The organism is Pseudoalteromonas sp. SG43-8, from assembly GCF_014164245.1.
In the GTDB taxonomy this organism is placed as follows: Bacteria; Pseudomonadota; Gammaproteobacteria; order Enterobacterales; family Alteromonadaceae; genus Pseudoalteromonas; species Pseudoalteromonas distincta.
The window spans coordinates 243,786-256,748 of record NZ_JACJEX010000002.1 but is presented as its reverse complement, the minus strand read 5'-3'; the positions used below and the strand labels follow the sequence as shown (position 1 = coordinate 256,748).

The window sequence follows — 12,963 nt, the reverse complement described above, 5'->3', positions numbered from 1 at the left end:
ATTAAAGCGTTTGCTCTAAAATGCGAACAACTAATTGCTCAAAAGTTGCCCCGTTCGCTTTTGCAGCCATCGGTACTAGTGACTTTTCAGTCATGCCTGGTACTGTATTTACTTCAAGCAGGTAAAAATTCCCTTGCTCGTCTTGCATAGCATCAACACGACCCCAACCACTTGCACCCACTAAATCAAACGCATCTAGCGATATGGCTTGTAAGTACTTAGTATCTTGCTCTGATAAATCTGCAGGGCAATGATACTGGGTTGTATTTGATTGATACTTAGCTTGGTAATCGTAAAAACCATTAGGTGTCGTCATCTCAATGACTGGTTGTACATCGTCGCCAAGCACCGTAATTGTAAACTCACGTCCCGTGATCCACTGCTCTACAAGTACTTGGTTATCAAACTTAAATGCATTAGCTAGTGCATCTTCAAGCTCTTGTGTTGTACTTGCTTGCGCCATACCTATGCTTGAACCTTCATGCGATGGCTTAACCATTACCTTTTTAAACTCATTCATAATGGCTTTAGCATCAAAGCCTTTTTTAGCATCAACTACGGTATAAGGTGCAGTGCTTAAACCCGCTGATTTAAATAAGTGCTTACAACGTACTTTATCCATAGCAAGTGCTGAACCTAGTACATTACTGCCCGTGTAAGGCAAGTTCATAAATTCAAGTGCACCCTGCACTGTGCCGTCTTCGCCACCACGGCCATGCAAAGCAATAAAAACGCGATCTACATTTAATTCTTTTAACTCCCACAAAGAACGACTTTGTGGGTCAAATGCAATTGCATCAATACCACTATTTTGCAGCGCCTTTAAAACAGCCTGACCCGATCGTAAAGACACTTCACGCTCTGCTGAGTTACCACCTAGCAGTACCGCTACTTTACCAAATTGTGTGTTTACCTGAGTCATACTTCACCTTGCTTAAGTTTTTCTATCGACATACCCGTTGCAGCTAATGTTTTTACTAGCTGACCTATATTACCAGCGCCTTGGGTTAATACTAAATCATTGTTTTGTAAATTTGCGGCCAAAACACCTGCAAGCTCAGCATTTGTTGCTACGTGCAGCGGCTCTTTGCCACGTTGGCGAAGGCTACGACATAAACTTTTGCTGTCGGCCCCTACAATAGGATCTTCACCAGCGCTGTACACATCAAGTAATAGCAACTGATCTACATCAGCAAGTACTTTTACAAAATCTTCGTATAAGTCGCGTGTACGAGAAAACCTATGAGGTTGATAAACCATTACTAAACGCTTATCAGGCCAACCTTCACGCACTGCTGCAATTGTTGCTGCAACTTCTGAAGGGTGATGCCCGTAATCATCAACTAACATCACATTGCCCCGCTCGTTTTCAAATTCACCATAGTGCTGAAAACGACGACCAATGCCTTCAAACTTCTGCAGCGCTTCTAAAATTGCATGATTCGCAATGTTTTGATCTTTTGCAACAGCAATCGCAGCGGTTGCATTAAGTGCGTTGTGTCTACCTGGCATATTCAACGTGGCAGTTAAACACTCACCTTGCTTGTTAGTTACTGTAAATGTGCACGTATTAGCTGATTGGCTAAAGTCGCTCATGCGATAATCAGCATCCTTCGATTCACCATACGTAATAACTGGGCGACCAAAGCGCGGAATAAGCTCAGCTGCAACTTCAGAATCAATACATACAACAGCTAAACCATAAAACGGCAAGTTATGGATGAAATCGACATACGTGTCTTTCATTTTTTCAAGACTGCCGCCGTAAGTATCCATGTGATCTTCTTCAATATTTGTGATCACCGAGACCATTGGCTGCAAGTGTAAAAACGACGCATCGCTTTCATCAGCTTCTGCTATTAAAAAATCACTTTTACCTACTTTTGCGTTACTACCTGCGCTATTTAACAAGCCACCAATAATAAAAGTTGGATCAAGCCCTGCTTGTCCATAAATACTTGCAATTAGGCTTGTTGTCGTTGTTTTACCATGCGTCCCCGCAATCGCTATACCGTGGCGAAAACGCATTAGCTCTGCGAGCATTTCTGCGCGGCGCACAACAGGGATTCTTGCGGCTTTAGCTGCAATAATTTCAGGATTTGTTTCATCAATCGCGCTTGAAACAACCACTACATTGGCATCTTTCACGTTATTTTCATGATGGCCAATAAATACCTCAGCACCGGCTTTAATTAAGCGATCTGTCATAGCGCTATGAGCAATGTCAGAACCTGTAATACGGTAGCCTTCAAAAGCGAGTACTTCAGCAATACCGCCCATACCGGCTCCACCAATACCAATAAAGTGAATGGTTTCTATTCGGCGCATTGCTGGGCGCGTGTGTTTTTCTTGTACTGACGTTTCTTTCACTTATTTTCTCTTATTTGTTACTTGCTCACAGTGCGTTGCTACGCTTGCTGTGGCATCTAAAATGGCTTGTTTTTTTGCATTTGTAGCCATTTCAGTAATTAATGAAGGTTGGGCTAAATATGGGCTTAATAGTTCAACAATTGATTGTTTATTAAACTGCCCTTGTGGCATTAATAATGCGCCATTAGCCATCACTAAATATTGTGCGTTTGCTGTTTGATGGTCGTCCACGGCATGTGGAAAAGGAACAAAAACAGCCATTTTACCTGCTGCTGCAATTTCGCTAACAGTTAATGCACCAGCGCGGCAAACAACAATATCAGCCCAGCTATACGCCGCGTCCATATCATCAATAAATTCAGCTATTTTTGTATTACCATCCGCAAAGCCATGCATTTTATAAGCTGTTTCTACAGTAGATAAATGACCTTTACCTGTTTGATGCCATACGCTTATAGGAGCTGTATTATTTAGTACTTTAAATGCTTCTGGTAATGTTTGATTAAGCACTTGTGCACCGAGCGAGCCCCCTACCACTAAAATATTAATAGGGCTTGATACATCGCGTTTGGCTATATTCATAACGCTTTGGCGAACTGGGTTACCTACTAGCTCGGCTTGACCCTGTGCAAAAGCACTTGGAAATGCTGCTAATACACGTGTAGCCACCTTAGCTAGCAGTTTATTGCTCATACCCGCTACAGCGTTTTGCTCGTGAATAACTAACGGAATACCTAAACTCTTTGCGGCAATTCCCGTTGGTCCCGTAACATAACCGCCCATTGCGAGTACTACATCAGGACGCTGTTCTTTCAATACCTTACGCGCTTGCAATACTGCATTAACTACCATGAATGGGGCTTTAATAAGACGTTTTAATCCGTTACCACGAACACCTTTTACATTAATAAAATCAATATCTATATTATGCTTAGGTACAACGCTTGCTTCCATTCGATCTGGTGTGCCAATCCAGCTAACTTGCCAGCCCTGCTGTTTTAAATAATCAGCCACTGCAATACCAGGAAAAATGTGTCCGCCAGTTCCACCAGCCACTACTACTAATTTTTTACTCATCGCTTGCCTCCACGTGAGGTGGCTTGTTTGGTTGCCATTTTGGTTTCAAAATCAACACGCAATAAAATGCCCGTGGCAATGGTCATAATTAACAAGCTTGAACCACCATAAGAAATAAATGGCAGGGTTAAACCCTTAGTTGGCAAAATACCCGCGCTCGCACCTACATTCACCATGGTTTGAAATGCAAACCAAATACCAATGGCAAACGAAAAATAACCTTCGTATTCTTTGCCACACTTAAGCGCTTGTTGGCCTATTAATAACGCTCTAAATACTAAAGTAGCTAATACCATTAAAATACTTACAACGCCTATTAAACCAAGTTCTTCACCTATTACAGCAAAAATAAAATCGTTATGCGCTTCAGGTAAATATTGCAGTTTTTGTACACTGTTACCTAAGCCTTGGCCAAACCAACCACCTTGGCTATAAGCCATTAGCGATTGAACCAACTGATAACCTTTACCAAAAGGATCATCCCAAGGGTCTAAAAAGCCGACAACACGCGCCATTCGATATGGTTCAACAATAATCAGTAATACAACCAAACCGACGCCAGTTAGAATAAGTACAAAAAACTGCCATAATTTAGCGCCAGCTAAAAACAGTAAACCAACCGTTGTTACAAACATAACAACCACTGTGCCTAAATCAGGTTGCAGCAAAATAAGCAGCGCATACACTGCAAATACAGCTATTGGCTTTGCAAAGCCTTTAATATTTTCTTGTACTTCTTCGCGTTTTCTTACCAAATAACCCGCAATATAACTAAAAAAGTATAATTTAGCGGCCTCAGCAACCTGAAAACCAACAGGACCAATAGGTATCCATCGTTTAGCACCATTCACTTCACGCCCAACAATCAATACAGCTATTAACAGCACCATGCCTAGTATTAATAAATAAGGGTTGGATCGTTTCCACCAATCCATTGGCACACAAACACTTATCCAAAAAAGCACAAAAGACATTGCCAAAAACATGCTGTGGCGAATAGTAATATGGTATGGGTCATCAAATAACCGCTCAGCGGTCGGCATTGAAGCGCTGGTTACCATGATAAAACCAACACCAATTAACATAATTACGCAGTACAACAGCGGTACATCATACAACTGACCTGAAGGTTTTGGTGTTAATGCATCTCTTATATCGGCAAAAGCAATCATAGTTGCCCTGCCATAACACATTGAATAAAATCATCACCACGTTGCATATAGTTGTTATACATATCAATGCTGGCACATGCAGGTGCTAACAAAACAATATTGCCTGTACTACTAAGTACGTTGGCCAAAGCAACGGCTTCTTCCATGTTGTTAGTTAAATAGCTCTTATTGGTAATCGCAGCTAAGTCACTTGCATCTTTACCAAAACAAATTAATGCTTTTACATGCTGTTCTATGTAGGATTTAAGTGCGTTTAAATCAGCGCCTTTAGCATCGCCACCTGCAATAACAATCAGGTTTTCACCATCACTAGCCAAACTATCTATTGCAGCAATGGTCGCTCCAACATTCGTTGCCTTTGAATCGTTAAAATACTTTACACCCTTAAGCTCAGCTACAAATTGGCAGCGGTGAGCCAATCCATTAAATTGACCTAACGCGTTCTTATATTGCTCTTTACTTACTTCAAACGGACTTAAAAGCGCCATTACTGCAAGCGTATTTAAATAATTGTGCTTACCCACTACCGCAAGGGTATCAACAGGTAAAAATGCATCGCCTTTAAGCATAAAATGAGTTTCGTCATTATGCTGCGCTAAATGGTAATCACCTTGTTGAGCACCAAAGCTGATTAGGGGGGTTGTACCGCGCTCAACTGGATGAGTTTGAATATCGTCGGCATTGACAACTATCAGCTCTGCACAGTCATAAATACTTAGCTTTGAGTCTATATAAGCTTGGTAACTGTCGTATCGATCAAGATGATCTTCTGACACATTTAATACCGTTGCACTTACAGGTTTTAAACTCGTTGTGGTATCTAGCTGAAAACTAGATAACTCAAGCACATACACATCAAAATCATCATTGAGCAAATCAAGCACCGCGGTGCCAATATTCCCACCCAAAGCAACTTTATAGCCGGCTTCTTTTAATACTTCATAAGCAAGCGTAACCACGGTTGATTTGCCGTTAGAGCCCGTTACAGCAACAACCGGTTTTGTATTAATACGAGCAAATAACTCAACGTCGCCAATCACTTCAACACCTGCGTTAATTGCATTTTCAACAGCTGGTATTTTTAAGCTAAGCCCAGGGCTTATAATAATCATATCGTTTGAACAAAGCTCTGCGTCATCCAAATTACCAAAGTGGGTATCTAGATTTGGCGCGTGCTCTTTTAGCCAATCAATCCCCGGTGGGGTTACTCGGCTATCAACGACCTTGGGGGCGAGGCCATGAGATAATAGAAAACGCACAATGCCCAGACCGGTTACACCGAGTCCGAGCACTGTTATTTGTTTGTTTTTTATCTCGTTTAAATACTGCATTTATCGAATCTTTAAAGTAGCTAAGCCAGCAAGCACTAGCACAACAGAAATAATCCAAAAGCGCACAATAACGCGAGGCTCTGGCCAACCTTTTAATTCATAATGATGATGAATCGGCGCCATTCTAAAAATGCGTTGTCCGCGTAATTTATACGATCCCACTTGTAATATTACCGATAGTGCTTCCATTACAAATACACCACCCATAATAATAAGTAGTAACTCTTGGCGTACTAAAACAGCAATAATACCTAATGCGCCACCAAGTGCTAATGAGCCAACATCGCCCATAAATACTTGTGCTGGGTAAGTGTTAAACCATAAAAAGCCAAGCCCTGCGCCCACAATGGCAGTACACACAACTACAAGCTCACTCGCTAGCGGTAAATGTGGAATATGTAAGTAAGCCGAAAAATTAATATTACCTGTTAAGTAAGCAATAATTGCCAATGCCGCAGCCACCAAAATAATTGGCACAATCGCCAAGCCATCTAAGCCATCGGTCAGGTTTACTGCGTTTGATGTACCTACTATCGCAAAGTACGTAAGCACAATATAAAACAAACCTAATTGCGGTAATACGTCTTTAAAAAATGGAACAACAAGAGATGTCTCAGATGCTTGAGCACTAGTAAAGTACAAAGCAGTAGCTACAACTAATGCAATGACCGATTGCCAAAAGTACTTCCACTTAGCAATTAAACCTTTTGGGTCTTTACGAATAACTTTACGGTAATCATCAACAAAACCAACAATACCTAATGAGCCAATTACAAACAGTGTTGCCCACACATATTTATTTGATAAATCGGCCCAAAGTAGCGTGCTGGTAAAAATAGCCGCTAAAATAAGTAAGCCACCCATTGTCGGTGTACCCGACTTAGACAAATGCGATTGCGGACCATCGTCGCGAACTGTTTGACCTATTTGCATACGTTGCAAACCACGAATTAATTTAGGCCCCAAATAAAGAGACATAATTAGCGCAGTTAAAATACCTAAAATGGCACGTAGCGTTAAATACGAAAAAACATGAAAACCACTAAAATACTGTGTTAAATACTCTGCCAGCCAAACTAACATTATGATACTCCATTGATGGCTTGTTGCTGGCCATTAACTAAATCGGTTACTAATAATTCCATGCGAGAACTGCGCGATCCTTTCACTACTATTGTTGTTTTTTTATTCACTTTATTAATGCTTTCTTGAATTTTTTGCTGCATCTGTTCGCGGCTCGAAAAGTGACGATTAGGGAGTTCAAACACATCGCTTGCGTATTTACTTAACACGCCTAATGTAAATAACTCATCAATCCCTTGCTCAAGTGCGTACTCACCAACTTCTTGATGGTATTTACGTGCATCTTCACCCAGCTCACCCATGTCTCCGAGTGCCAAAATGCGGTGACCTTGCATATCACTTAACAAGTCAATCGCAGCCTTTACCGACTTAACATTGGCATTATAGGTATCATCAACCACAGTGAGTAAATCAGACACTTCAATTAAATTAACGCGCCCTTTTACATCACCCATAGTGGCAAGTGCATTGGCTATTTCTTCAAGGGTTACATCAAATTCACTGGTCAGTGCCGCAGCGATAAGTGCATTACTAATATTATGCTTACCAGGTAGTGCCAAAGTAACAGGTACTTGCTTGTTTTTAGTGCAAAGCGTAAAGCTTGCACGTGCATTGGCATCAAGCGTGATGTTCTCTGCCCAAATGTCTAGTTTTTCGGTTGTGGAAAAGCGTTTAACATTACGCCCTTCAAGTTTATCTAACCAATACTGGCTAAATTCACTATCGCAATTAACAATGGCAACACCGTCATCTTTTAGGCCATCAAAAATCTCACCTTTAGCTTTTGCAACGCCCATTAAGCTACCAAAACCTTCTAAGTGAGCTGCTGCAACATTACATACAACGGCCACATCTGGTTTTGTCATTGCCGTGGTGTAAGCAATTTCACCTAAGTGATTTGCACCCAGTTCAATAACAGCAAAACGATGTTGAGGCTCTAAGCGCAATAACGTAAGTGGTACGCCAATATCGTTGTTAAAATTACCTTTAGTAGCTAATACATCACCGTGAACCGACAAAATTGCCGCACACATTTCTTTTACGGTGGTTTTGCCTACACTCCCTGTAATTGCAATTGTTTTAGGCGCTACTTGCGCCATGACAGCGGTGCCAATTGTACCTAGTGCAATACGTGTATCGCTTACTATAAATTGTGGAATATCTACATCAACTTTGTGCTGAACAATAACGCCTATAGCGCCTTTTTGTTTAGCCTCAGCTATAAATTTATGGCCATCAAAATTTGGCCCTTTAAGTGCTAAAAACACTTCGCCATCGCACACTGTGCGAGTATCAGTATTTATATTTAGCACGTGTTGATTATCACCTTGATAATCGGTTGTTAGCACATTAGCTAACCAATCAAAATCCATTGGGATCATTGTGTTATCCCTCTTACTGCTTTTTTTAGTTGTTCTTGTACATAGCGGCGATCGCAAAAGTCGATGCGCTTATCGCCTATAATTTGATAATCTTCGTGGCCTTTACCTGCAATCAAAATAACATCATCAGCTGTAGCATTTTCTATAGCAAAACGAATTGCAGTTGCTCTATCTGCCTCTAAATGTGCATTTTGTGGATGGGTTAGACCGCCTGCTACATCTGCAATAATGTCATCAGGATTTTCAGATCGAGGGTTATCACTGGTAATAATAATTTTATTAGCGTTTTGCTCAGCAGCTTGCGCCATTAATGCGCGCTTACCTTTGTCTCTGTCGCCACCGCAACCAAATACACAACTTACGCCACCTGGCACATGCAACTGCAATGCTTGTAATGCAAGTGCAAGTGCATCGGGTGTATGGGCGTAATCAACAACACACGTTGGCATGCCAGCTTGACTAAAAGCTTGCATTCGCCCAGCTACTGGCTGTAACTGCGCACAACCTGAAACTAATTGCTCAAGCGGATAACCAAGCCCTAGTAATGCAGCGATCGCGGCCGTTAAGTTATATAAGTTGAATTCGCCAAACAGAGGCGATTCAATTGAAATATCACCCCAACTTGTCGACAACTGCGCCGAAATACCTTTACTTGAATATTCAACATCAGAAAAATAAACGTATCGGGCATTCTTAGGAGCTAAGTTTTTTCGGCCATAACAAATTAGGTTATTAAAGTCATACTTTTCAAGCCATTGCTCAGCTTGAAAGTCATCTTGATTGAGCACTACAACTTGCGGTTCAAAATCACGGAAAAGCATTAATTTCGCATCACCGTAACTTGCCATATCACCATGGTAATCTAAGTGATCGCGCGAAAGATTAGTAAACACAGCCGCTTTAAACTGACATTTAGCAACGCGTTGTTGCACTAACCCATGAGATGATACTTCCATGGCTACCAGCTTTTTATGCTGCGAATTTAAATCGCTCAAAATATGCTGTAAATCAACTGTTGAAGGCGTTGTGTTTATCAGTGGAATTAAGTTATCAGGATGGCCATAACCTAAAGTACCTATAATAGCCGACTCAGTACTACAAAATTGTGCTAAGTGGGCAATCATTGCTGTGGTGGTCGATTTACCATTTGTACCTGTCACACCAATTAAATCAAGAGTCTGACTTGGTTGGCTATAAAAGCGACTAGCTAATTCTGGAAGCTTTTTATCAAGCTCTGAGACTAAATACAGTGGCTCAAAACTGCTTTCAAATTCACATAATCTGTCAGCAATGATAGCTATTGCGCCATTTTCAATTGCTTTATTAATAAATTGTCCGCCATCAAGTGTATGGCCTTTAATAGCAACAAATACATCCCCTGGCGTTACTTCACGGCTATCAAGGCGTAAATGCTTTACCAGTTGCGAGGGCGCATCTATTTCGATGTATTTTAAAATATCCTTTAAATCACGCATCGTTATCTTTACCTTGTACGTACGCAACCTCTTCCTTGTCAGGCGCTACGTTTAATATTCTTAATGCGTTAGAGATGATTTCTGCAAATGCAGGGCCAGCGGTGGCACCTCCATAGTACACATCACCACCTGGTTCATTAATCATAACTACCACGGCTAAACGAGGATTACTTGCCGGTGCTACACCTGCAAAGTAACCTACATATTCATCACCATAACCACCTGCTACGGCTTTTTTAGATGTACCTGTTTTACCGGCAGCACGATACCCATCAACTTTTATGTTGCGAGCAGTACCGTCTTTTTCAAATACACTTTCCATCATGTGGACTACGGCTTCTACGTCTTTTTGTTTAAAAATACGTTCGCCTTCAGGTATATTATCTTGCTTTAAAATAGTCAGTGGTCGATTAACTCCACCAGCGCCTAACATGGTATAAAATCGCGCCATTTGCGCAGTACTTACCGAAATTGCATAACCAAATGATAAAGTTGCAATTTCAAAGTCAGACCAACGACGATTTGGATAAAACAAACCGCTGCTTTCACCTACCATTCCAGTACCGGTGTCACTGCCAAAGCCTACTTTTTGATATAAGCCAACAAGGTAATCTTTAGGCACTAACTGAGTAACCTTCGCAACCCCCATATTTGAGGAGTACTTTAGTATTTCGCGCAGTGTTAGTTCGCCGTGATTACGAGTATCTCTAACTAAACTACCACCTAAACGCATCCAACCTGGGTAGGTATCAATCGTGTCATCTGCCTGAATAGCGCCGTAGTCTAGCCCAGCTAAAATGGCTAGAGGCTTAACAGTTGAGCCTGGTTCAAACAAATCTGTAATTGCGCGATTACGACGCTTATGAGGTGCAGCATCGCTTAAGTTATTTGGATTAAATGAAGGACTATTTACCATTGCCAGCACTTCACCGGTTTTAACATCAACTACCATAGCTGAGCCCGATGTGGCTTTGTAAGTCAGTACAGCTGATTTTACAGCTTTGTAGGCAATAGCTTGAATTCGTTGGTCGATACTTAATTCTATACTTTCTGGCTCTACGCGCTCACGCTCGTCAAGCACTTCTACTTCACGCCCTTGTGCGTCTTTACGTATAGTGCGGCGGCCTTCCTCGCCCGTTAAAGCGTTTTCGTATAGCTTTTCAATGCCTTCAATGCCTTTACCGTCTATATTAGTAAAACCAATAACATGAGCGGTAACCTCACCGGCGGGGTAATAGCGTTTAGATTCATCTAGTAAATGAATACCTGGTAGGCGTAAATCGCCAATATAATTTGCTACAGCAGGAGTAACTTGGCGCTTTAAATAAACAAAGCGACGCGAGGGATCGTTTAAAAGTCGAGAGTTAATCTTCTTAGGATCAATACGCAGCACATCTGCAAGCTCACGCCAGCGTAAATCGTTTTTATAATAAAGTGCAGTACGCTTATCAAGCTCGGCGGTATTTTCAGCTAAAGATAAATGATCTTCGCCGCTTTTACGTGCTTGTTTAATTACTTTAGAGACTAGCGACTTGTGCAATGCTTTAGGATCAGCATATACACTTACAACAGGCACACTTACCGCTAACTCTTTACCATTACGGTCAAAAATCATCCCGCGTTGCACATGTAGTTTTTCAACGCGCACGGTACGTTTGTCACTTTCTGAACGTGCTTTATCAGGTTCTATTACTTGTAAATAAGCAGCGCGAGATACGAGTGTTACAAACACCATAAACACAACTGCACACACCAGCATAAAGCGCCATGTGATTAAATTAGTGACTGGTTTTTTGCCTCTATTTCTCATTGTACTATTATTACCTGCTCATCTTGACTCGTAGGTCTTTTCATTTTCAATTGTGATGTAGCTACTTCTTCAATGCGTGCATGTTGCGAATAAAATTCTTCTTCAACAAGTAAGTAGCGCCACTCTAAATCGAGCTCATCGCGTTCTTGTAATAATTGATCTTGCTGTATAAGTTGGCCACGAGCTAAGTGGGTTGTTTGCACAACAGCTAAACTAGAAGCGAATATCACAACCAACAAGGCCGAGGTTAGCTTATTAGCTCCTAGGCCTTTTAATATTTCAAAGAATAAATTAGGTTGCCGATAGCTCGCTTTTTTACTCATCCCAACCTCTGTGCAATCCTAAGTACAGAACTACGAGAACGTGGATTACGCTCTACTTCTGCAGCACTTGGCTTAATAGCTTTACCCACTGCTTTTAACGTCAGATTTTTATTTATTTGTGCATCAGTTAAAGGCAGACCTCTGGGTAATGCTTCTCCCTTACTCTGTTTTCTAATAAACTGTTTTACAATACGGTCTTCTAAAGAATGAAACGAAATCACCACTAAACGTCCGCCTGGCTTTAGCACTTTAACTGCAGACTGAAGCGCAGTTTGAATTTCTTCAAGCTCACTATTAATGTAAATACGAATAGCCTGAAAAGTACGGGTAGCTGGGTGTTTAAACTTATCTTTTACCGGTACAGCTTCATCAACAAGGTCAGCAAGCTGCTTGGTAGTTGTGATTGGCGTGTGCTCACGAACTTCAAGTACTTTGTGTGCAATGCGTTTACCAAACTTTTCTTCGCCCAATTTTTTAATTACGTGGGTAATATCATCCAACTCAGCCTCTGCTAACCACTGTGCTGCACTGCGACCTGTTGTAGGGTCCATACGCATATCGAGTGGGCCGTCTTTCATAAAACTAAAGCCACGCTCAGCGTCATCTAGTTGTGGTGACGAAACACCAATGTCTAATAAAATGCCATCGACTTTACCAATTAGATCGTTTTGCTGTGCTACTTCGTATAAGTTTGAAAAGCGAGTGTGTGCAATTGCAAAACGTGGGTCATCAGCAAATTTTTCAGCTGATTGTATTGCTTGTGGATCTTGGTCAATTGCTTGCAGGCGACCTTCATCACCAAGGCGTGCTAAAATTTGCCCAGAGTGGCCACCACGTCCAAATGTACCATCCATGTATATACCGTCTGGCTTAATTGCAAGAGCATCGATGGTCTCATCCATTAATACGGATACGTGTTCAAATTGAGCTGTCATTAGCT

11 protein-coding genes are annotated in these 12,963 nt (G+C 41.4%); all 11 read right to left on the bottom strand.

Translation table 11 applies throughout. The annotated features are described in order from the left end of the window. Position 1 precedes the first annotated feature (1 nt). From H5122_RS06400 to rsmH, 11 genes are read right to left on the bottom strand one after another with little or no spacing between them, the layout of a single operon-like run. Positions 2–922: a D-alanine--D-alanine ligase gene (locus H5122_RS06400; protein WP_182681710.1), complete on the bottom strand. Its 921-nt coding sequence runs from the start codon at positions 920–922 to the stop codon at positions 2–4. Next, a complete protein-coding gene (murC, locus tag H5122_RS06395; RefSeq protein ID WP_039485322.1) occupies positions 919–2,370 on the bottom strand; it encodes a UDP-N-acetylmuramate--L-alanine ligase in 1,452 nt (483 codons plus the stop codon). Before murC ends, H5122_RS06400 begins: the two co-directional genes overlap by 4 nt. Continuing rightward, positions 2,371–3,447, bottom strand: a complete 1,077-nt coding sequence (murG, locus tag H5122_RS06390; protein ID WP_024596376.1) for an undecaprenyldiphospho-muramoylpentapeptide beta-N-acetylglucosaminyltransferase — start codon at positions 3,445–3,447, stop codon at positions 2,371–2,373. Next, the gene (gene ftsW, locus H5122_RS06385) at positions 3,444–4,619 is read right to left on the bottom strand and encodes a cell division protein FtsW (RefSeq protein ID WP_024606332.1); all 1,176 of its coding nucleotides are present in this window, start codon (positions 4,617–4,619) and stop codon (positions 3,444–3,446) included. Before ftsW ends, murG begins: the two co-directional genes overlap by 4 nt. Next, positions 4,616–5,950 (bottom strand): UDP-N-acetylmuramoyl-L-alanine--D-glutamate ligase, encoded by a 1,335-nt coding sequence (murD, locus tag H5122_RS06380; RefSeq protein ID WP_182681709.1) that lies wholly within the window; start codon positions 5,948–5,950, stop codon positions 4,616–4,618. Before murD ends, ftsW begins: the two co-directional genes overlap by 4 nt. Continuing rightward, complete coding sequence (gene mraY / locus H5122_RS06375; RefSeq protein ID WP_002957990.1) at positions 5,951–7,033, bottom strand: phospho-N-acetylmuramoyl-pentapeptide-transferase; 1,083 nt, start codon at positions 7,031–7,033, stop codon at positions 5,951–5,953. Beyond that, a complete protein-coding gene (gene murF / locus H5122_RS06370) occupies positions 7,033–8,415 on the bottom strand; it encodes a UDP-N-acetylmuramoyl-tripeptide--D-alanyl-D-alanine ligase (RefSeq protein ID WP_165743106.1) in 1,383 nt (460 codons plus the stop codon). The genes mraY and murF overlap by 1 nt, the downstream gene beginning before the upstream one ends. After that, complete coding sequence (gene murE, locus H5122_RS06365) at positions 8,412–9,890, bottom strand: UDP-N-acetylmuramoyl-L-alanyl-D-glutamate--2,6-diaminopimelate ligase (protein WP_182681708.1); 1,479 nt, start codon at positions 9,888–9,890, stop codon at positions 8,412–8,414. The genes murF and murE overlap by 4 nt, the downstream gene beginning before the upstream one ends. After that, on the bottom strand, positions 9,883–11,700 hold the full coding sequence (locus tag H5122_RS06360) for a peptidoglycan glycosyltransferase FtsI (RefSeq protein ID WP_002957987.1): 1,818 nt from the start codon (positions 11,698–11,700) through the stop codon (positions 9,883–9,885). Before H5122_RS06360 ends, murE begins: the two co-directional genes overlap by 8 nt. Continuing rightward, a complete protein-coding gene (gene ftsL / locus H5122_RS06355; RefSeq protein ID WP_002957986.1) occupies positions 11,697–12,023 on the bottom strand; it encodes a cell division protein FtsL in 327 nt (108 codons plus the stop codon). Before ftsL ends, H5122_RS06360 begins: the two co-directional genes overlap by 4 nt. Next, positions 12,020–12,958: a 16S rRNA (cytosine(1402)-N(4))-methyltransferase RsmH gene (rsmH, locus tag H5122_RS06350; RefSeq protein WP_024606338.1), complete on the bottom strand. Its 939-nt coding sequence runs from the start codon at positions 12,956–12,958 to the stop codon at positions 12,020–12,022. Before rsmH ends, ftsL begins: the two co-directional genes overlap by 4 nt. Positions 12,959–12,963 lie beyond the last annotated feature (5 nt).

What these genes read in the sequence shown, in the direction of transcription:
- H5122_RS06400 (WP_182681710.1), bottom strand. Translation starts at nt 922, where the DNA reads ATGACTCAGGTAAACACACAATTTGGTAAAGTAGCGGTACTGCTAGGT.
- murG (WP_024596376.1), bottom strand. Translation starts at nt 3,447, where the DNA reads ATGAGTAAAAAATTAGTAGTAGTGGCTGGTGGAACTGGCGGACACATT.
- ftsW (WP_024606332.1), bottom strand. Translation starts at nt 4,619, where the DNA reads ATGATTGCTTTTGCCGATATAAGAGATGCATTAACACCAAAACCTTCA.
- murD (WP_182681709.1), bottom strand. Translation starts at nt 5,950, where the DNA reads ATGCAGTATTTAAACGAGATAAAAAACAAACAAATAACAGTGCTCGGA.
- mraY (WP_002957990.1), bottom strand. Translation starts at nt 7,033, where the DNA reads ATGTTAGTTTGGCTGGCAGAGTATTTAACACAGTATTTTAGTGGTTTT.
- murF (WP_165743106.1), bottom strand. Translation starts at nt 8,415, where the DNA reads ATGATCCCAATGGATTTTGATTGGTTAGCTAATGTGCTAACAACCGAT.
- murE (WP_182681708.1), bottom strand. Translation starts at nt 9,890, where the DNA reads ATGCGTGATTTAAAGGATATTTTAAAATACATCGAAATAGATGCGCCC.
- H5122_RS06360 (WP_002957987.1), bottom strand. Translation starts at nt 11,700, where the DNA reads ATGAGAAATAGAGGCAAAAAACCAGTCACTAATTTAATCACATGGCGC.
- ftsL (WP_002957986.1), bottom strand. Translation starts at nt 12,023, where the DNA reads ATGAGTAAAAAAGCGAGCTATCGGCAACCTAATTTATTCTTTGAAATA.
- rsmH (WP_024606338.1), bottom strand. Translation starts at nt 12,958, where the DNA reads ATGACAGCTCAATTTGAACACGTATCCGTATTAATGGATGAGACCATC.